Annotated in this window: 17 protein-coding genes; 3 read left to right on the forward strand and 14 right to left on the reverse strand. The window is 72.9% G+C overall.

Annotation, left to right across the window (positions count from 1 at the left end):
- Positions 1 to 8 precede the first annotated feature (8 nt).
- The 13 genes from efeU to ACIA6B_RS25800 form a co-directional block, all read right to left on the reverse strand.
- Positions 9 to 1,016 carry an iron uptake transporter permease EfeU gene (gene efeU / locus ACIA6B_RS25740; RefSeq protein WP_396777092.1) on the reverse strand — a complete coding sequence of 336 codons (1,008 nt, stop codon included), beginning with the start codon at positions 1,014 to 1,016 and terminating at the stop codon, positions 9 to 11.
- Positions 1,017 to 1,259: 243 nt separating this feature from the next.
- Complete coding sequence (gene ahcY / locus ACIA6B_RS25745) at positions 1,260 to 2,759, reverse strand: adenosylhomocysteinase (RefSeq protein ID WP_357302424.1); 1,500 nt, start codon at positions 2,757 to 2,759, stop codon at positions 1,260 to 1,262.
- Positions 2,760 to 3,032: 273 nt separating this feature from the next.
- Positions 3,033 to 4,193 carry a mannose-6-phosphate isomerase, class I gene (gene manA, locus ACIA6B_RS25750; protein ID WP_396777094.1) on the reverse strand — a complete coding sequence of 387 codons (1,161 nt, stop codon included), beginning with the start codon at positions 4,191 to 4,193 and terminating at the stop codon, positions 3,033 to 3,035.
- A gap of 3 nt (positions 4,194 to 4,196) precedes the next feature.
- Positions 4,197 to 5,231, reverse strand: a complete 1,035-nt coding sequence (locus tag ACIA6B_RS25755) for a cation diffusion facilitator family transporter (protein WP_396777096.1) — start codon at positions 5,229 to 5,231, stop codon at positions 4,197 to 4,199.
- A gap of 28 nt (positions 5,232 to 5,259) precedes the next feature.
- Positions 5,260 to 6,456 (reverse strand): SIS domain-containing protein, encoded by a 1,197-nt coding sequence (locus ACIA6B_RS25760; RefSeq protein ID WP_396777098.1) that lies wholly within the window; start codon positions 6,454 to 6,456, stop codon positions 5,260 to 5,262.
- Positions 6,453 to 6,659 carry a Trm112 family protein gene (locus ACIA6B_RS25765; protein WP_107157732.1) on the reverse strand — a complete coding sequence of 69 codons (207 nt, stop codon included), beginning with the start codon at positions 6,657 to 6,659 and terminating at the stop codon, positions 6,453 to 6,455. Before ACIA6B_RS25765 ends, ACIA6B_RS25760 begins: the two co-directional genes overlap by 4 nt.
- Before the next feature lie 159 nt (positions 6,660 to 6,818).
- Positions 6,819 to 7,793 carry a hypothetical protein gene (locus tag ACIA6B_RS25770; protein ID WP_396777100.1) on the reverse strand — a complete coding sequence of 325 codons (975 nt, stop codon included), beginning with the start codon at positions 7,791 to 7,793 and terminating at the stop codon, positions 6,819 to 6,821.
- Positions 7,794 to 7,905: 112 nt separating this feature from the next.
- A complete protein-coding gene (gene nfi, locus ACIA6B_RS25775) occupies positions 7,906 to 8,583 on the reverse strand; it encodes a deoxyribonuclease V (protein ID WP_396777238.1) in 678 nt (225 codons plus the stop codon).
- A gap of 53 nt (positions 8,584 to 8,636) precedes the next feature.
- On the reverse strand, positions 8,637 to 9,209 hold the full coding sequence (locus ACIA6B_RS25780) for a DinB family protein (protein ID WP_396777101.1): 573 nt from the start codon (positions 9,207 to 9,209) through the stop codon (positions 8,637 to 8,639).
- 16 nt (positions 9,210 to 9,225) lie between these two features.
- Positions 9,226 to 9,666: a hypothetical protein gene (locus ACIA6B_RS25785; RefSeq protein WP_396777103.1), complete on the reverse strand. Its 441-nt coding sequence runs from the start codon at positions 9,664 to 9,666 to the stop codon at positions 9,226 to 9,228.
- Entirely contained in the window at positions 9,666 to 13,892 is a 4,227-nt protein-coding gene (locus tag ACIA6B_RS25790) for a toxin glutamine deamidase domain-containing protein (protein WP_396777240.1), read from the reverse strand. The genes ACIA6B_RS25785 and ACIA6B_RS25790 overlap by 1 nt, the downstream gene beginning before the upstream one ends.
- A 24-nt stretch (positions 13,893 to 13,916) precedes the next feature.
- A complete protein-coding gene (locus tag ACIA6B_RS25795) occupies positions 13,917 to 14,273 on the reverse strand; it encodes a hypothetical protein (protein ID WP_396777105.1) in 357 nt (118 codons plus the stop codon).
- Positions 14,274 to 14,275: 2 nt separating this feature from the next.
- The gene (locus ACIA6B_RS25800; RefSeq protein ID WP_396777107.1) at positions 14,276 to 14,689 is read right to left on the reverse strand and encodes a YbaB/EbfC family nucleoid-associated protein; all 414 of its coding nucleotides are present in this window, start codon (positions 14,687 to 14,689) and stop codon (positions 14,276 to 14,278) included.
- 78 nt (positions 14,690 to 14,767) lie between these two features.
- Here ACIA6B_RS25800 and ACIA6B_RS25805 point away from each other — a divergent pair, with 78 nt between their 5' ends.
- Positions 14,768 to 16,003, forward strand: coding sequence for an SUKH-3 domain-containing protein (locus tag ACIA6B_RS25805; protein WP_396777109.1), 1,236 nt, complete (start codon positions 14,768 to 14,770; stop codon positions 16,001 to 16,003).
- A gap of 4 nt (positions 16,004 to 16,007) precedes the next feature.
- Here the strand turns inward: ACIA6B_RS25805 and ACIA6B_RS25810 are convergent, their stop codons facing one another.
- A complete protein-coding gene (locus ACIA6B_RS25810) occupies positions 16,008 to 17,447 on the reverse strand; it encodes an aldehyde dehydrogenase family protein (protein WP_396777111.1) in 1,440 nt (479 codons plus the stop codon).
- A 142-nt stretch (positions 17,448 to 17,589) separates the two neighbouring features.
- Here ACIA6B_RS25810 and ACIA6B_RS25815 point away from each other — a divergent pair, with 142 nt between their 5' ends.
- A complete protein-coding gene (locus ACIA6B_RS25815) occupies positions 17,590 to 19,026 on the forward strand; it encodes a gamma-aminobutyraldehyde dehydrogenase (RefSeq protein WP_396777112.1) in 1,437 nt (478 codons plus the stop codon).
- Between the two features lie 3 nt (positions 19,027 to 19,029).
- Positions 19,030 to 20,301, forward strand: coding sequence for a 4-aminobutyrate--2-oxoglutarate transaminase (gene gabT, locus ACIA6B_RS25820; RefSeq protein WP_396777114.1), 1,272 nt, complete (start codon positions 19,030 to 19,032; stop codon positions 20,299 to 20,301).
- Position 20,302: the final 1 nt, after the last annotated feature.

The following is a 20,302-nucleotide window of genomic DNA, read 5'->3' on the forward strand; positions in this document are numbered from 1 at the left end:
ACGGGCGGTCAGGCGCGCGGGGACGGAACGGCGGCGGCGTCGACGGTGGCCGGCGCGGGCTCGGGGGTGGTCGCGGTGGACTCGGCCGGCGCGTTCCCGGCCGGGGTCGCGGCCGGCGCGTTGGCGGCGGGGGCCCCGGTCGACGCGTTGGCGGCGGGGGCCCCGGTCGACGCGTTGGCGGCCGGCGCGGCGGGCGGCTTGGCCGGCGTGGCCGGCTTGCGCAGGAAGAGCACCAGCACCGGCACCGCGTACGCGACCCAGGCGACCAGTTCCAGCACGGTCGGCGCGGCGGTGATGTTGAACATGCCGGCGAGCAGCGCGCCGTACCAGGCGTTCGGGTCGAGCGTGGCGGAGATGTCGAAGGCCTGGTTGTTCAGGCCGGGCAGCACGCCGGCCTCCTGGAAGTCGTGCACGCCGTACTTGAGGATGCCGGCGGCGACCAGGATCAGCAGCGCGCCGGTCCAGGTGAAGAAGCGGCTCAGGTTGATCTTCAGGGCGCTGCGGTAGATCAGGAAGCCGATCACCACGGCGGTGGCGATGCCGCCGACCAGGGCGAGCAGCGAGCCCGCGCCGGTGCCGCCGGCCACGCTCTCGGCCGCGGCGTAGAAGATCAGCGCGGTCTCCAGGCCCTCCCGGACCACCGCGAGGAAGGCCATGCCGGCGACCGCCAGCGACCCGACGGCGAGCGCCTCGGTGAGCTTTCCACGCAGCTCGCCCGCGATGGAGCGGGCCGCCCGGCGCATCCAGAAGATCATCCAGGTCACGAACACGACGGCGGCGACCGAGGTCACCGCCTCGAAGAACTCGCGCGACTCGGAGGTCCGCAGCAGCGAGGTCGAGGTGTACTGGATCAGCGAGCCGAAGACGACGGAGAGCGCCACGGCCAGGCCGACGCCGGCCCAGACCTGGGGCAGCCGGTCACGCCGCTGCGACTTCACCAGGAAGGCGACCAGGATGCTGACCACCAGGGTCGCTTCCAGGCCCTCCCGCAGGCCGATCAGGTACGTGGCGAACATCGGTAACTCCGTAGTCGGTCAGGCATGCCTCAGTTAACTTAGGGCAGCCATACCTTGCTCCTGTTCCGGCACGGCGTCAAGTTGTTCACGGCAACGTCACCTCGCCGGCCGCGACCGCCGTCCCAGCCTCGTCCCGGGCCGGCCGGACCGGACAGGGCCGGAGGACCCGATCGTCGGTGCGTACGCGAAAAGGGACCGGGACGGCCGCGCGGCGGCCGACCCCGGTCCCTCCCGGGTGCGGAATCAGTAGCGGTAGTGCTCCGACTTGAACGGACCCTCCTGGGAGACGCCCAGGTAGGAGGCCTGCTCCTTGGTCAGCGTCGTCAGCTTGGCGCCGAGCGCGTCCAGGTGCAGCCGGGCGACCTTCTCGTCCAGGTGCTTGGGCAGCACGTAGACGCCGATCGGGTACTCGTCGGTCTTGGTGAACAGCTCGATCTGGGCGATGGTCTGGTTGGCGAACGAGTTCGACATCACGAAGCTCGGGTGCCCGGTGGCGTTGCCCAGGTTCAGCAGGCGGCCCTCGGAGAGCACGATGATGGCGTGGCCGTCGTCGAACCGCCACACGTCGACCTGCGGCTTGATGTTCTCCCGGGTCACGTCCGAGCGCTTGGCCAGGCCGGCCATGTCGATCTCGTTGTCGAAGTGGCCGATGTTGCCCACGATGGCCTGGTGCTTCATCCGGGCCATGTGCTCGTTGGTGATGACGTCGAAGCAGCCGGTCGCGGTGATGAAGATGTCGGCCTGCTCGACCACGTCGTCAAGCGTGGCGACCTGGTAGCCGTCCATCGCGGCCTGGAGCGCGCAGATCGGGTCGACCTCGGTCACCACGACCCGGGCGCCCTGGCCGCGCAGCGACTCGGCGCAACCCTTGCCCACGTCGCCGTAGCCCATCACGACGGCCATCTTGCCGCCGATGAGCACATCGGTGGCCCGGTTGATGCCGTCGATGAGCGAGTGGCGGCAGCCGTACTTGTTGTCGAACTTGCTCTTGGTCACCGAGTCGTTGACGTTGATGGCCGGGAAGAGCAGCGTGCCGGCACGGTGCATCTCGTAGAGCCGGTGCACGCCGGTGGTGGTCTCCTCGGTGACGCCCTTGATGCCGGCGGCGATCCGGGTCCAGCGCTGGTTGTCCTCGCCGAGCGAGCGGTGCAGCACCTGGAGGATGACCGCGTACTCCTCGGAGTCGGCGGACTCGACCGGCGGCACGACCCCGGCCTTCTCGAACTCCGCGCCCTTGTGCACGAGCAGCGTGGCGTCGCCGCCGTCGTCGAGGATCATGTTCGGGCCCTGCCCGTCGGGCCAGGCGAGCACCTGCTCGGTGCACCACCAGTACTCCTCCAGCGTCTCGCCCTTCCAGGCGTAGACGGGGACGCCGGCCGGGGCCTCCGGGGTGCCCTCGGCGCCGACGACGATGGCCGCGGCGGCGTGGTCCTGGGTGGAGAAGATGTTGCAGGACGCCCAGCGGACCTGCGCGCCGAGCGCGACCAGGGTCTCGATCAGGACAGCGGTCTGCACGGTCATGTGCAGCGAGCCGGTGATGCGGGCGCCGGCGAGCGGCTGGGCGTCGGCGAACTCGCGCCGGATCGCCATCAGGCCGGGCATCTCGTGCTCGGCGAGCCGGATCTCCTTGCGCCCGAACTCGGCGAGCGACAGATCCGCCACCTTGTAGTCGCCCTCGGCGAGGGTGCTCGGCCGGGCGCCGGACGGCGCGCCGCTGGGGGCCGCCGGAAGCGTGCTGGTCATGGAAGCTCCTGTCGAACGAAGGGCTGCGCAGCCTTCCACCTTACGCGCGTGGGCCCGCTCACCCGGGTCCGGTTGGCGCAGGAGCGACGAACAGCGCACGGGGGCGGACGGTCGTGGACGACTTTTCCGCCCACGGCCCGGCCACCCCCGTGCATCCCCCCGGTTTGGATCCCCGCGCGTTCCCGGACGTTCGTCGCGACAACGCTGCGTACCCAAAGAGTCACACTGAGCGACCAGCCCGTCAAGCGGTTCCGGGAAATCGGCGACGCGGGCTCAGGACAGGCCACAGGTGGCCACGAACGCCTCGCCGTCGCCGGTGAGCACCAGCGGGCCGCCGGCGGCGGTGCCGACCGCGGACCGGCCCGCCGCCAACGTCACCACACCGACCCCGTCGTCCACGGTCAGCTTGCCGGCCCCGCAGAGCACCACCCGCGGGCCGGGCACCGTGAACCGCACCTCCGGCGACCCGGCGCCCACCACCACCCGGTGCAGCGCGAAATCCTCCACCGGCACCGGCCAGGTCGACACGCCCGGCGCCACCGGCTCCGGCCGCAGCACCGGATCGGCCAGCACCTCGAACCGGAGCACCCGCAGCAACTCGTCCACGTCGATCCGTTTCGAGGTCAACCCGCCGCGCAGCACGTTGTCGCTCGCCGCCATGATCTCCACGCCGGTGCCGCGCAGGTAGGCGTGCAGGTTGCCGGCCGGCATCCAGATCCCCTCGCCCGGCGCCAGCAGCACCCGGTTCAGCAGCAACGCCACCACCACACCCGGGTCGGTCGGATAACCGGCCGCGAGTGTGCGGACCAGCGCCGCGTCCGGGGACGCCGGCCCGGCGGTCGCCGCCGCCAGCACGGCCGCCACCAGCCCGGCACGCTCCGACTCCGGCCAGCTCAACAGCGAGCGTACGGCCTCCCGCAGCCCCGCCGGACCGCCACGCAACGCGGCCACCACCGGCGCCAACGCGGGTACGCCGAACCCGGCGAGCACCGCCGCCGACTCGGCCGGGTCCCGGAAGCCGCAGAGCGCGTCGAACTCGGAGAGCGCCACCAACAGCTCCGGCTTGTGGTACGGGTCGACGTAGTTGACCCGCCCGGTGTCCGCCGCGTGCCCGGTGCGGGCCTGCTCGGCGTCCGGATGCGCCTGAAGGCTCAGCGGCGCGTCGGCGGCCAGCACCTTCAGCAGGAACGGCAGCCGGGTGCCGAACCGGCCGACCAGGCGCTCACCCAGCCAGTGCCCCGGCTCGGCCAGCAACAACTCGGTGAGACTCACCGGGTCGCCGTCCCGGTCGACGGTGGCCGGGGCGCCCGGGTGGGCGCCCAGCCACAGCTCGGCCTCCGGCCCGTCGCTCGGCACCGCCCGGCCCTGCAACTGCGCGATCGCGGTGCGCGAGCCCCAGGCGTAGTCCCGGATCCGGCCCTGCATCAACTCCATCGGTCAGCTCCCGGGCCGCCCGGCCACCTCGTCGGCCTTCGTCGCCTCCGGCGCGGTCGCGTCGTCCGTCTCCGCCTCCGGCACGGCGGTGTCGGCGGCCTGGCCGGTGCCCGCCCGCTGCGCCGCCGCGCTCCAGATGTCCGGCTCCAGGTAGATCACCCGGGCGATCGGCACCTCGCGGCGGATCCGCGCCTCGACGGCGTTGATGCCCCGGGCCAGCTCCTCCGCGCTCTCGCAGGCCGGCACCGCGATCTTCGCGGCCACCAGCAGCTCCTCCGGGCCGAGGTAGAGCGTCTTCATGTGGATGATCCGCTCGACCTCCGGGCCGCCGGTGACGGCCTGCTCGATCTTGGCCAGCTCGCTGCGCTCGGCACCCTCACCGAGCAGCAGGCTCTTGGTCTCGATCGCCAGCGTGATCGCGATGATCACCAGCAGCACGCCGATCATCGCGGTGCCGGCCGCGTCCCACATGCCGTTGCCGGTGGCCAGCGTCATGCCGACCCCGAACAGTGCGAAGACCAGACCCACCAGGGCGCCGAAGTCCTCCAGCAGCACCACCGGCAGCTCCGGGGCCTTGGCCCGGCGGATGAACCGGACCCAGGTCTGCTTGCCCCGGATCAGGTTCGACTCCTTGATCGCGGTGCGGAACGAGAAGCCCTCCATCACGATCGCCGCGAGCAGCACCACCACCGGCACCCACTGCCAGCTCTCGATCGGGTGCGGGTCGGACGCCTTGTGGTACGCCTCGTAGAGCGCGAACAGGCCACCGAGGCTGAACAGCACGATCGCCACGATGAACGCGTAGATGTAGCGCTCCCGGCCGTAGCCGAACGGGTGCTGGGGCGTGGCCTCCCGCTTGGCCCGCCGGCCGCCGATCAGCAGCAGACCCTGGTTGCCGGAGTCGGCCACCGAGTGGATCGACTCCGCCAGCATCGACGACGAGCCGGTCAGCAGGAACGCGATGAACTTGGTGACGGCGATGCCGAGGTTCGCCGCCAGGGCGGCGACGATCGCCTTGGTGCCCCCGTTTGCGCTCATGCCCCGCCTCGCTCGATGCCGCACATGCTCACTGGTTTGCCAGCTCCTTCATTTCCGTGATGGCCGGAACCGCCATCGGGTCCAGCCCGTGTGCCAGGGCGAGGTAGATCGAGGCGAAGTCCGGCACCGCCACCAGCGACGCGAGCCGCTCCAGCGCGGAACCGCCCTCGGCGGTCACCACGTCACAGCGCACCCCGCGCCGCTCGGCGAGCGTCTGCACCGCGTCCGCGCGGCGCTCCTCCACCGCCAGCGGCTCGTCGGTGTCGTCGTCGGCGTTGAGGCCGCCGTCGCGCAGCAGCACCAGCCGCAGCCGGACGCCGTCCGGGTCGGAGTCGTCGGGGTCGGCGAAGATGTCCCGCTCGCCCTCGGCCAACCCGCCGAAGACGCCGTCGAGCAGTCCCACCCGACCCCGGCCGGCCTCGCCCAGCGCACCGCTCACCACCGGGTAGCGGGAGTTCGCGGACAGCGTGTCCCCGAACCGGCGGGCGGCCACGGTGGCCAACGGGGACGAACCCCACACGATCGGGATCGACCCGGCCAGCCCCAACGCGAGGGACTTCGCCGGATTGACGAACGACTCGGCGGTCGGCCGGCACCGGTCGGCGTCGGCGTCCAGCCGGGCCGCGGTCTCGGCCAGATCCGCCTCGTTGACCTTCACGAGGCCGAGCGTACGGGCGGCAAGCAGGACCGGCACGGTGAGCGCCCACAGGCTGGCCCGGGCCGGGGCCCGCCGCGGCACCGGGATGAACGGCGCGCGGGCCCGCTCCGCCACCGACTGGAGTTGCGAATCCGGAGCGCCGACCGCGACCAGCCGGGCGCCGCGCCGGTGCGCCGCCTCGGCCGCGCCCAACGCCTCCGGGCTACGGCCGGAGGCGCTCACCGCGATGACCACGTCCGCCGCGCCCACCCAGCCGGGCACGCCGGCGCTGCGGTGCGGGATCACCGGCACCGGGCAGCGCGGCCCGGCGACCGTGGCCAGCACGTCCCCGGTACGCCCGGCGGTGCCGATGCCGGCGATGACCACCGCCCGGGGTCGCCCGTCGTCGGCCAGCACGGACAGGTTCGCCTCGGCGGCCAACGCCGCCGACTCGCGCACCTGGGCGCCGGCGGAGGCGGTGAACCGCAGCATCCCGCCCGGATCCCGCTCGCCGAGCTGCGCCGGATCGTCCAGCAGGGCCTCGTCCGCGTGCCGGTGCCCGCTCACCCCGGCCGTACCGTCCATCACCGCGACGACCCGCCCCGCGCGTCGTCAGCCGCCGGACCGCCCCGCGCCTCGTCCAGGAGCAGCACCGGGACGTCGTCCCGGACCTCGAAGACGCGACCGCACTCGGTGCAGGTCAACGTCTGCGCCTGCGGGTCGTAGTCGAGCGGGGCGTGGTGTGTGTCCGGGCAGGCGAGGATCTCGAGCAACTGCGGGTCCAGGGCCACGGCGCGGCTCCTTCCACGTATGTGGTCTCACCGGTCGGCGGTGCCGTCCGGCGCACGCGATCTTAACGGCGAACCGGCCCCGGCACCCGGCCCCGTTCGACACCCGGCCGGCCGGGTCCACCCATGGTCACGGTAAACCCGGGAGCCGTCGGGTCCGGCTCAGTCCGGCATGCGGGGCAACAGGCTGGTGGCGTCCCCGTCCGCGGGGGCCGCCGGCGGGGACCCGGCGGGCGGCGTCCCGTACACGTTGCCGGTCGGGCGCGGTGGCGTGGCGCCACCGCCACCGCCGTACACCGTCGGGGCCGGCCCGGGCGCCCCGGAACGGTAGGTGGTGCTGCTGCGGGGCAGCGGGACCGGCGGATGCTCGACCACCGGGCCGTCGTCCGTCCGGTCCGCGCGGCTGCGGCGCACCAGCAGGACGATCAGCGCGATGCCGACCAGGACCAGCGCGATGCCGAACCACATGATCATGGAACCTCCGAAGGACGAATCGTCGGCCGCGGCGCCGGCGGCCGGCTCGACGGCGGCGACCACCGCCGACGTGCCCGCCGTCTCCGGCGGCGTGGCGGCGACCGTGCTGGGCGTGGGGGTCGGCGACGGCTTGCGGGAGGGCGTCGGGCTCGGGCTCGGCGTCGGCTCCGCGCCCACCAGCCGGGCCGACCGGCCGGCCCGGCCGAGCACCTGGCCGTTCGCGGCGCTCGCCTCGCCGGCGATCTCCAGCTGCCCGCCCACGGCGCCGGACAGGAAGGACACCCGGTAGCGCACCACCGCGCCCTTGCCCTTGCACAACGGCCGCCCGACCGGCGCCACCTGGGAGGTGGTCACCACGCCACCGCCACCGGCGACCGGCACCCCCACCCAGCGGCCACCGGACGCCACCTGCACCCGGACCTGATCGGCCCGCAGACCGTCCAGCCGCAACCCGAGCGTGGTGCGCAACGACACACACCCCTCGGTGCGCTTGCGCACCTCGACCGTCACCGCGCCCGCCGAGCCGCCGGCCGTGAAGCTGCTCGCCGAGCGCAGCCCGACCCGGTCGCCGTCGGCCAGCGCCGGGGACGCCGCGGCGACCACCAGGCCACCCAGCATCGCACCGGCCGTGGCCCAACGCGCCGCGTGCCGCCTCACCGACATCCCCACCTCACCGTTTCCGTCCCGGACGAGATCCGCCGGTCAGGTTACTACCGGGCCACCCGGGCACCCGCTCATCGAGCGCCCCACATGTGTGCAGCGTTACGCGCCCCGGTCAGCTCCGGTCGCCACCCGCCGCGAGGGCCCGACGGCAGAGCTGGTCGGCCGTCCGGATGGTCTCCGGCAGCCGGTACCGGGGCGTCAGAGCCAGTACCCGCTCCACCGCCCCGTCCAACCCGATCCGGTGCCCGACGCTGACGAAGACCGGCCGGACCCCGTCCCGGGTGCGCAGCACCCGCCCGACCACCTCCCCGCCGTCCCGCAGGTCGGCCCGGTCGCCGCGCCGTGGGCCCGGCCCACTCCACGAACCGACGAGCGGCGTCTTGCCCACCCCGATCGCCGGCAGCCCGGTCACCAGCCCCAGGTGGCAGGCCAACCCGAACCGGCGCGGGTGCGCCACCCCGTGCCCGTCGCACACCAGCAACTCCGGGCGGACGGTCAGCCGCTCCAACGCGGTGAGCAGCGCCGGCATCTCCCGGAAGGCGAACAACCCCGGCACGTACGGGAACGCCGGCCGCCCCACGCACACCGCCTCGTCCACCACGGCCAGTGTGGCCGCGTCCAGCACCGTGACGGCCGCCGCGAGCCGGTCACCGCTCTCCGCGTACGCGACGTCCAGCCCGGCCACCGTCGCGGGCGCGCTCGGACCGGGCCCGAGCAGGTCGACCCGCGACCGCAACTCCTCCTGTACGCGCAGCGCCTCCGCCACGTCGGCCGGCGGCCGGTACGGAATCCCCTCCGTCGCCGGCCCGGCCTGGTGCCCGGGGCGGGCGGGGTCGGCGCGCGTCACCGGCCCACGCGACCGTCGATCCGCTCGCGCAGCAGATCGGCGTGCCCGTTGTGCCGGGCGTACTCCCCGATCGCGTGCACCAGCAGCTCCCGCAGCGAGACCATCCGGTCACCCCGGTGGCCCCGGACCTCCAGGTTCGGCGCCTCCGCCACGAACCGCTCGGCGAACGTCACCTCCCGGCGCCACGCCGTCCACGCCTGCGCGACCAGCGCCGGATCGGCGACGGCGCCGGTGAAGGGCTCGTCCACGTCACCGGTCGGCCAGATCCGCGACACGTCCTTCCCGGCCATCACCCGGCGGAACCAGTGCCGCTCCCGCTCGGCGGCATGACGGAGCAGCCCGAGCAACGACAGCGTCGACGGTGGCACGGACCGCCGGGCGAGTTGCTCCGCGTCGAGCCCGGCGCACTTCAACTCCAGCGTGCGACGGTGGTACCTCAACTCGCCGGCCAGAACGCTCCGCTCGTCCGTACCCGGACCGTCGAAGCGGGGATCCTCGTCCGGCGCGACGAACATGTCCTCCCAGCCGAACCGGCGTTCCGGAAGGGCGGCTCCGGCATCGGCGCTCATGACCGGCACGGGACCATCAGGAGGCCGCGATGGTGGGGTCGGCACCGGGGTCCCCGGCCCGTTGGAGCTGCTCCTCGAACATCACAAAGGTCCGCCGCCGGATGCCCGCGACGAGTGCCGCTTCCTCCGGTGTGTACGCGCGCCTCTCGGCGGTGGCCTGCTCGTCGATCGCCCGCACCGTCTCGTAGAGCGCGAAGACGGGCCCGTCACCCTTGAGGTAGCGACCGCGGGCGGCCTCGGTGCGTTGGACGAACTCGGCGGACGTCCGAACAGAAATCTCGCCGCCGATGGCCGAGAGGACGTCGTCGATCACGTCATCGGCCGATCGCCAGCCGCCTGTCGCTCTGTCCAGCCGCCATGCGGCGATCCCTCCATCAGGCGTAGAGACCAGCTTCACCGGCGTCTTGTAATGGTCGTAGTAGGCGGGGAGCTCTACACCCTCGGATCCGTCTGTCATTAACGCCCTCCGTGCAACGCCGTCTGCAGAGCGACCCAGAAGAATTGACGCTGACGGTCGATGATGCCTCTGCGTATGGCTGACTCCATCGCGGTCACGCTACGTCCTTCCTCCTTCGCAACGGCATCGAGGTCACGCCGCACCTCGAAGAGTGAATGTTCCCATGTCGCCACCTCGTCCAACGCGGCCAACTGCAGTCGGAGCTCGGCGATATGGCCGTTGGACGCGCGCACGAACATCTGCACATCCCGATATCCACCGCTCTGCGGTGACCTGAAGCGGTCATCGAACTCCACGAGATCGAGGTGCGCATCGTTCTTGAGGGCTGCCAGTGCGCCGTAGAGGTCGTCCAACTTGCGATAAGAGACATAGCCGCCTGCCAGATCAGTCAGCTGTGACGCATCGCCGCCGTAGCCCTCGATCTTGTCCTCAGCCCTCCCACGATCCTTGGGTTTGCTGCGTGGATGATATTCGGCGGCACCACCGGAGGCCGCCGCGAGCCGGCTTCCCAGAGCGTCAACGTCGGACTGCGCGACAACCGCTAGCTTGTACAACTCGTCGAGATACTGCCTCCGGTAGCGCGCGTCATTGAGACGATCCTGATCGAAGCCCGGCTGCACGGCTTCCGGACCGTTGATGGCCAAGGACCTGCTGAGCTCCACTTGAGCATCGGTTAACGGGGTCGCTTCAAGATGCCGCGTCGGAACCGCCACGAGTGCGTCGGCTCCCTGCTCGGCTATCTCGTTCAGCACGTCCTGTAGGACGTCGATGGCCTGTTGGTGGCTGGCGAGATGGTGCAGGGTCACCGGCCTGGCGGTCAGCGAGTTGGCGAGTTCCGGCGTCGCCAGGATCATCCGCACCAGGTCGGGACGCTCCGCGAGCTGCCCCACCAGCGTCTCGGCGAGCAGTTCCCTCCGCCGCGGCGGGGCCTCCCAGCTCTGGTCCAGCATCCGCTGCACGCGGGCGTCGGTGAACAGCCGCTTCAGGTCACCGGCCGCCGCCTCGTCCAGCCCTGGCACGAGCCGCCGCAACGTCGACCCGTCGGCGTGCTGCGCCAACTCGACCGGGGTCACCCCGGCAGCGAAGGCGTCGGCCAGGCTGGCGCTTGCCGCCAACGCGTCGCGCACGTAGAGCCCGGCGGCGATGCGGTTGGCGTGGGCCGCACGGTGGACATCGCGTACCCGGTCGGGAGCGGGATCTGCCTGCGACGCGTTGCCGGGCGGGCGGTGCAAGGTGGTGGACTCGCCGAGCAGGTGGACGCGGTTGACGTCGGGCGCGCCCCCGTGGTCGCGCGGCAGCGGGTCGGGCGGTCGTGGCGGCGCCGGACGGTGCCGTGGCTCGGGCAGCACGTTGAAGTCGCCGGGCGGCCGGCCGGCGAGCGGCATCGGCCGGCCGTCCGGGCCGAGGACCAGGGCGTCCACCCCCACCACGTTCCCCTCGAACGGGACGCCGCTGTGCCGGTAGAGCGGCTGCCCCGCCACCATCCCGCTCTGCGGGTCGAGGTAGAGCACCGTGCCGTTCTGGTTGAGCGCCACCCAGGCGTGCGAGCCACCGCCCTCGAAACTGGTGATGAGGAAGGCGTAGCTGCCGTGACCGCCCGACGCCAGTTGCGCGTGCAGGTCGCGGTAGCCGCGCTCGACCAGCCGCCGCCGGGCCGCGCCGGTCGCCCCGGCGCGGTCGGACCCGCACAGGTTCTGGAACCGGCCGCCCGTCGTCTCCTCGACCCGCAGCGGGCCGTCCATCTCGCCGCCGACCGGCCGGCGCACGTCGCCCGCGAGATAACCGTCGAAGGTACGCGGCGCCGCGACCCGTGGCCGACCGTGTACCCAGGTCTCGAAGAGGGACAGCGTGCAGTCGAGGCAGTTGATGCCCCGGGTGGCGTCGGCGGCCGGGCCACCGTCGTTGGCCAGCCGGAACCAGTCGCCGCGCCGGGGATCGGCGGTCCGGATCACGCTGCCGTCCGGGTTGCGGGGCATCTGCCGTTCGAGGTCGGTCTGGTGCAGCGCGAGCGGAGGCCGGAGTCCGCCGCGCCGGCCGTAGGGGCGGGACCGGTCGACCGGCGAGGGGTGACCGTGGCCGGTGAGCGCGGAGTGGTCGGCCGTCTCCACCGCGCCGAGGGCCAGGTCCGCCACGTCGTCGTTGATCCGGTAGAAGTCGAGGTCGTCCTCGACCATCACCCGTTCCGGAACCAGTTTCCCCTTGAGGACGCGCTGCGACTCCGCGCGCAACTCCGACGCCTCCAGGCCGGCCTCATGCGCTTCCCGGTGCCAACGCTCGGCGGCGAGCGTTCGCCCCGACCGGCGCAGCTCCAGGGCCTGCGCCGCCCAGTCACTCGCCCGTTCCTCGTGGTAATCGGCGCGTTCATTGAGCCAGTCCGCCCGAGTCTGACGTCGACGGTCCTCGAACCAGTTGCGCTGGGATCGCAGGTAGCCCTGGTAGCGGCGTCGATCGAGGGCCGCCCGCTCGGCCATCAGACGCGTGGCCCGCTCCTGCGGAGTTTCGCGGTGGGAAGACGGAGGGTCGTACGGATTGAGGACGCTCGGCGGCGGACTCGCCGGCGCCAACGTCTCCAGTAGCGGGAAGCGGAGGTTCGGCACCGGCCGGGAATCGGGGCCGACGCCGGGTGCCCCCGGGTTCGGCGCGATCCGGGGATGGGGCGGCGGAGCTGGCGGCGCGGCGAGATGCCCGTCAAACCCGCCGGCGGTGATCCGATCCGGTGACGGCGGCATCGCCGGGTACGGATGGCCGACGGGCTGCGGCGAGAGTGTCGTCGGGGCCGCCGCCTGCACGGGTGTGGTGGGTGCCGGAGCATGGGTGTCGGTCACCGGCGGCGGGCCCGCGCCGCGCCAAGCGTCGGCGGCCCCCGGAAGAGCGGAGCCGGGGTCCGGCATGTCGACGGCCACCGAGGACAGCATCGGAGTGGTGGTCACGACGGCGGGATCGACGTTTCCCAGGGCGGGCAGTGTCGGGGTGGACAGTTCTGGCGTCGGGTGCGCAGCGCCCACCGGGTCGAGGTGCGGAGCCGCCGTCACGACATCGGCCAGCGGGGTCGAAGAAGGCGGGCCAGCAACCGGCCGGGAGTGCACGACCGGCTCACCACTCTGCGGGGACGACGGTCCGCCGGAGCGCTGGCCCGGAGCGAAGTCGGCCGGACCGGGCCCGGATGACACCTCCGGGACGACCGGGGGCAGGTCCAGGCCGACCGGCGGGGCTGTGAGGCCGCCCAGCCTCCCGTCGAGCCGGTGGTGCAGCGCCGTCTCGGTCTGCCCGGTGACGGAACCACTCACGCCGGACGCCGCGGCGCGAGCCAGGTCTTCCAGTGACGGGCCCTGACCGGTGGCCAGCCCGGCCGCGGTCTCGGCGAGGCTCTCGCCGGCCATCTCGCGCCCGAAGCGCTCCCCGACCTGCGCGAACCGCCCGCTTGCATGCCGCCCCAGACCGGCGAGCGGCGCGACCGCGCCGCCGGCGAAGCCACCGAGCCCCGACGCGCCCACGTCGGTCAGGTCGAGGCCGTCCCGGCGGCCGGTGGAGTTCTGGTACGCCTGGGTGGCCAGGCTGGTGCCCGCCTCCTGCCCAGCCTCCGCCAGGCCGGCGAGCACGGCCTTGCGGGCGAGCCCTCGGGCGCCGCTCTTGACGGCCTCCTTCGCGGCCCGTTCGCAGGCCTCCTTCAAACCTTCCTTGACCGCCTTGCGGGCCAGCTGGGCCACCAGCCGCTTGAAAATCTGTTGCACGGCGATCCGGGTGGCGGTGATCGCGGCGCCGGCCGCCGGTGACGCCGCGCCGAGCGTGAGCACGGTGACCACCGCGAGGGACAGCAGTTCGACGACCAGGATGCCCAGCTCGATCCAGGCTTCCAGCTTCGCGCCCTCGATGTCGCAGCCGCAGGAGTCGACGAGCCGCCCCAACTCGTCGGTGGCCGCCACGAGGGCGTGCAGCGGCGCGTCGTCGCCCCCCGCCACCTTGTCCCAGGCCGTGTCGAACGCGTGCGCCACCAGGCCGACGCCGCCGTATCCGCTCTTCACCTCACCGGCGGCGGTGGTCGCCTCGTCGCGCGGGCCGGCCAGGACGCCGGCGACGGAGTACCACTGGTCGGCCAGGTCCCAGACGGCGCGTTCGTTGCCCTCCGGCCATTCCACGCCGACCACCCAGTCGAGCGCCTCGTAGATCCAGCCGGGCACGTCCCAGGGGCAGTAGTCGAGCGGGTGCGGGATCGGGCTGGGCAGCATGCTCACGCGCGGATCCTCCGGTGGTCAGCGCCAGGGCCGATGCGGGTTGTGCCGTTGGTGCGGGATCTTCCCGAGGTCACGGGCGTTGCCCAGATCGGTCTCCACGGTCGCGGTGACCGAGCGGACCACGTCCGACCCGAGCCCTTCGAGCGAGCGGCCGAGCAGCTCCCACGCCCGCAGCAGCGTCTCGGCGTACCCCTGGTAGTGCTTGTCGAACGCGGCGCCGATGTCGTCGCGCCCCCACGGTCGTCGACCACCCGCCGCCGCGATCGGATCGCCGGTCTCGCGCCGGGACGCGGTGACTGCCCTGCCGGTCGCGGCCAGGTCGCTGCCCCCACGCCGGGCGCGGTCCGCGTCCAGCCAGATCCCTTCCCCGGCCACGGTCACTCGCCGCGTGACGCCACGGCGTCGGCCCGCCCGAGCAGCGCGCCGAAGTCATGGGTACGCAGGAAATCGACCGACGACGAGCCGGGCGGCAGATAGCCGGAGACCAGCTCACGGGTGGCGACGGACGCGGCGGCGGAGGCACGCAGCACGGTCTCGGTGATCTTCCGGCTCAGCGCCCGGGCATCCCGATCGTGGAACACGGCGGGACTCACCTCGACGGTGATCAGCTCGCCGCGCGCCCCGACCACGACGGTGACCTGGCCGTCGTCGGAGCGTTCGGTCACCCGCAACTCGGCCAGCCTGGTCTGGAGTTCGTCCAGGCCGGACCGCAGTCGCTGGTACTGGCCGTACACCTCGTCGAACCTCGCCCGCAGCGCACGGTTCGCATCCCGATCGGCACTCTCGGCCACCACCGCTCCCCCTCCGTCACCCTGGGTAGGGCCGACCATACCGGGTGCCACGGAATCCGTGGGGTCCGGTAATTTCAGGTGGTGATCGAGCGACAGCAGGCCGAGCAGATCGCCTCCGTCTGGGCCCGGCGCGACTCCGACCGTCTCGGTTTTCCCTGCACGCCGGTGGTCAAGGAGTTCGACCTGGGTTACGTGGTGCTGTCCACCGTGTCCACCGAGGCGCGGGCCCTGCCCGGCGACCTGCCCACCACGGTCATCGACAAGGAGACCGGCGAAATCTCCACCTGGCCCCGGGTGCCGGCGTCGGCGGTCGAGCAGATGTACCGGCAACGCCGGCCGGCCGCGCCGCGCGCCCCCCGCACGGTCGACCCGGCCGGGCAGTTGCTCCGTGAGCTGACCCGACTGCCCACGCCCGGCGCGGCAGCGCACCTCACCCTGGACGGTCGGCTGCACGTCGCGCAGGGCGCGAAGGGCGACGTCGAGCTGCACCACCACCCGCTCGTTCGGTCCTATCTCGACGAGTTGCCCACCGGTCACCTGGCGCGGGGCGGCGATCGGCACGCGGAGATGATCGTCGTCTCCGACGCGTTGCACGAGCACGACCACCGTCGCGCCGCCGAAGGGCTACCACCACTGACGCTCGACGAGGCAAGGCAGTGGTTGAGGGCGAGCCGCATCGAGTTCTTCCGCGTCCGCGAGTCCGGTGATCCGGCGGGCGGTCCGGCCGACCTGCGATGTGAGTCGTGCATCCGCTTCCTGGTGCACTTCGGCGTGCTGCCCTGGCCGGAGCTGGCGTACGCCGAGGAGTGGCGCCCAGATCCGCAGACGCCTCCCGATTCTGAACGGTTCCCGTCTGAAGTGGCCGACGCGCTTGTGGTCGCCGGCTGGCGTCCGCACTTCGGGGACGAGGTCTCGGCTGCCGCCTCGGTCCGCAAAGTCACCGGAGTCCGTGGGGCCCAGCACAGCCATGCTTCCTTCCCCGCCGCACTGGCGACGCTCACCGCCTATCCGGGGCTGGTCAGCGCACGGCAAGGCCCAGGCGAAGCGGTGTGGATATCCCGCTTCGACGTGCGTCCGCGCAAGGTCGCGCACACCGCCGACACCCTCGCGGACTTCGGCGCGGTCCTGGGTGTCCGCCTCTTCCCGTTGGGCAGCGAACGTCAGGAGAGCATCCTCGCGGTCGACGAGCACGGCCGGGTCTTCGCGCTCGACCAGGCCGGCGAGTGGTTCCTCGGCACCGACGTCGATGCCGCTCTCACCACGCTGCTGCTCGGCCGTGCCGCCCTCCGGGTCCGCGATGACGGCACCTGGTGACCAGCTACAACGCCACCCCGGTGAGCACCAGGACGCGCGGCTCGGTGTAGTCGTCCATCGCGCTGCGCAGCCCCTCCCGCCCGACGCCCGAGCCTTTCACCCCGCCGTACGGCATCTGGTCCGCCCGGTACGACGGCACGTCGCCGACGATCACGCCGCCGACCTCCAGTGTCCGGGCGGCGGCGAACGCCACGTCCAGCCGGTGGGTGAAGACGCCGGCCTGCAACCCGTACGCGGAGTCGTTGACCGCGGCGAACGCGGCCTGGTCGTCCGGGACCGGGGCGACCACCAGCACCGGCCCGAACACCTCCTCGGCGCAGACCTTCGCGTCGGCCGGCACGCCGCTCAGCACGGTCGGCGGATAGGTCGCGCCGTCGCGCCGGCCGCCCACCTCGATGGTGGCCCCGGCGGCGACCGCCTCGTCCACCCACGCCTCCACCCGCTGCGCCGCCTCGACGGACACCAGCGGCCCGACGTCGGTCAGCTCGGCGCGGGGGTCGCCGGTGCGCAGTTCCTCGACGGCGGCGACGAGCCGGGGCAGGAAGCCGTCGTGGAGCCGTTCCTGCACGTAGACCCGCTGCACCGCGATGCACGACTGCCCGGCCTGATAGTTGGAGAACGTGGCGATGCGGTGCGCGGCGAACGCGAGATCCTCGTCGGCCGACCAGTCGGCGCAGATCACCGCCGCCGCGTTGCCGCCCAACTCCAGCGTGACGTGCTTGTCCGGGGCGGCGCGGCGGATGGCCGCGCCGACCGGGCCGGAGCCGGTGAACGAGACCACCGGCAGGCGCGGGTCGGCAACCAGTTCGGCGGCGCGTTCGTTGGGCAGCGGCAGCACCGAGAAGATGCCCTCGGGCAGGTCGGTCTCGGCGAGGAGTTCGCCGAGCAGCAGCGCGGTGAGCGGGGTGGCCGGCGCCGGTTTGACCACGATCGGGGCGCCGACGGCGAGCGCCGGGGCGACCTTGTGGGCGACCAGGTTGAGCGGGAAGTTGAACGGGGTGATGCCGAGCACCGGCCCGCGCGGCACGCGCCGGACCAGCGCGATCCGGCCGGTGGCGGCCGGGTCGGTGTCGAGGCGTTGCAGCTCGCCGGAGAAGCGGCGGGCCTCCTCGGCGGCCCAGCGGAACGTCGAGATCGCGCGCCCGACCTCGGCCTTCGCCCACTTGACCGGCTTGCCGTTCTCGGCGGTGATCAGCGCGGCGACCTCGTCGGCCCGTTCGGCGAGCCGCCGGGACACATGATCCAGAGCGGCGGCGCGGGCGTGCGCGGGCAGGGCCGCGGCCTCCGCGGCCACCCGGGCGGCGCCCGCGACGGCGGCTTCGACCTGGTCGGCCGTGGCGAGCGTGGTACGCCCCACCGCTCGCCCGTCGTACGGGTGGGTGACGGTCAGCTCCGCCTCGCCGTGGGCGGGGCGGCCGGCGACGTAGAAGGCTCTCGGCTCCACGTCCGGCAGCGTAGACCAGGAACGCTCGCGCGGAAACAGTTGCCCAAACCCTTGTCTGCCTCGAATTCAGTAGCCAAGATGGCAGTCAGATTGCGAGAACCTCCGCTGACCTTCCTTCCGGCCACCCTCTCGGAGACTTGAGATGAGCGACCAGCAGCAGCTGCGCAACTTCGTCAACGGCGAGTACGTCGACCCGGTGGACGGCGGCTACGCCGATCTGGTCGACCCGTGCACCGGCGAGGTGTTCGCCCGCGCCCCCGTGTCCGGGCCGGCGGACGTGGACGCGGCGATGCGGGCCGCCTCCACCGCGTTCGAGGGCTGGCGGGACGCCACCCCGGCGGAGCGGCAGCGGGCGATGCTGAAGTTCGCCGACGCGGTGGAGGCCCGGGCCGCCGACCTGGTCGACGCGGAGGTGCGCAACACCGGCAAGCCCCGGCAGCTCACCACCGAGGAGGAGCTGCCCCCGGCCGTGGACGAGCTGCGGTTCTTCGCCGGCGCGGCGCGCCTGCTGGAGGGGCGTTCGGCGGGTGAGTACCTGGCCGGCCACACGTCGTACGTGCGGCGCGAGCCGATCGGCGTGTGTGCCCAGGTGACGCCCTGGAACTACCCGCTGATGATGGCGGTCTGGAAGATCGCCCCGGCCCTCGCGGCCGGCAACGCGGTGGTGCTGAAGCCGTCGGACACCACGCCGGTGTCGACGCTGCTGCTGGCCGAGATCGCCGCCGAGCACCTGCCGCCGGGTGTGTTCAACGTGGTCTGTGGCGACCGGGACACCGGCCGTACGCTGGTTTCCCACCCGACCCCGCAGCTCGTGTCGATCACCGGCTCGACCCGGGCGGGCATGGAGGTGGCCGCCGCGGCGGCGCCGGACCTGAAGCGGACCCACCTGGAGCTGGGCGGCAAGGCCCCGGTGGTGATCTTCGACGACGCGGACGTGGCGGCGGCGGCCGAGGCGATCGCGGTGGGCGGCTACTTCAACGCCGGCCAGGACTGCACCGCCGCGACCCGGGTGCTGACCGGCCCGGGCATCCACGACGACTTCGTGGCCGCGCTCACCGAGCAGGCCCGCAACACCCGCACCGGCGGGCCGGACGACGCGGACGTGCTCTACGGCCCGCTGAACAACGCCAACCAGCTCGCCCGGGTCAGCGGCTTCGTGGACCGCCTGCCGGATCACGCGGACGTCACCACCGGCGGCAGCCGGGTCGGCGAGCGGGGCTTCTTCTACGCCCCGACCGTGGTCTCCGGCGTCCGGCAGGCCGACGAGATCGTCCAGGACGAGGTGTTCGGCCCGGTGATCACCGTGCAGCGGTTCTCCGACGAGGACGAGGCGGTGCGCTGGGCCAACGGCGTCGAGTACGGCCTGTCCGCCTCGGTCTGGACCCGCGACCACGGCCGGGCCATGCGGATGACCCGCCGGCTGGATTTCGGCTGCGTCTGGGTGAACACGCACATCCCGTTCGTGTCGGAGATGCCGCACGGCGGCTTCAAGCACTCCGGTCACGGCAAGGACCTGTCGGTCTACAGCCTGGAGGACTACACCCGGATCAAGCACGTCATGCACCACATCGAGGGCTGACCCGTGGCATCCAGCGAAGAGTTGCGCAAGCGCCGCGCGTCGGCGGTGGCCCGGGGCGTGGGCAGCGTCGTCGACGCGTACGTGGACCGGGCGGGCGGCGGGACGCTCACCGACGTGGACGGGCGGGAGTGGATCGACTTCGCGGCCGGCATCGCGGTCACCAACGTGGGCAACTCCGCCCCGAAGGTGGTCGAGGCGGTCCGCGCCCAGGTCGAGCGGTTCACCCACACCTGTTTCATGGTCGCGCCGTACGAGTCGTACGTGGCGGTGTGCGAGCAGCTCAACGCGGTGACGCCGGGCGGCTTCGAGAAGCGGTCGGCGCTGTTCAACTCCGGCGCCGAGGCGGTGGAGAACGCGGTGAAGATCGCCCGCCACGCGACCGGGCGGCCGGCGGTGGTGGTGTTCGACCACGCGTACCACGGCCGGACCAACCTGACCATGGCGTTGACCGCGAAGAACATGCCGTACAAGCACCGGTTCGGGCCGTTCGCCGGGGAGGTCTACCGGGTGCCGATGTCGTATCCGCTGCGCGACGGCGGGCTCGACGGGGCGACCGCGGCGGCCCGGTCGATCGAGATGATCGAGAAGCAGGTGGGCGCGGAGAACGTGGCCGCGCTGCTGATCGAGCCGATCCAGGGCGAGGGCGGCTTCGTCGTACCCGCCGAGGGGTTTCTGCCGGCGTTGCGCGAGTGGGCGACGGCGACCGGGGTGGTCTTCGTCGCCGACGAGATCCAGACCGGGTTCTGCCGCACCGGTGACTGGTTCGCCTGCCACCACGAGGGTGTCGAGCCGGACCTGGTCACGCTCGCCAAGGGCATGGCCGGCGGGCTGCCGCTGGCGGCGGTGACCGGGCGGGCGGAGCTGATGGACGCGGTGCACGTCGGTGGCCTCGGCGGCACGTACGGCGGCAACCCGGTCGCCTGCGCCGCCGCGCTCGCGGCGATGGAGACGATGCGGGAGCTGGATCTGCCCGCCGCCGCCCGGCGGATCGGCGCGGTGATGGGCGAGCGGTTGCGCGCGATCGCCGCCCGTGACCCGCGGGTCGCCGAGGTACGCGGCCGGGGCGCGATGCTCGCCGTGGAGATCGTGCAGCCGGGCGGGACCACCCCGGATCCGGTGGCCACGGCGGCGCTGTCGGCGGCCTGCCACGCGGCCGGGCTGCTCACCCTGACCTGCGGCACCTACGGCAACGTGCTGCGTTTCCTGCCCCCGCTGGTGATCGCCGACGGCGAGTTGGGCCGGGGCCTCGACATTCTCGATGCCGCGTTCGGCTGAC

This window comes from Micromonospora sp. NPDC051141 (assembly GCF_044455765.1).
GTDB lineage: Bacteria > Actinomycetota > Actinomycetes > Mycobacteriales > Micromonosporaceae > Micromonospora.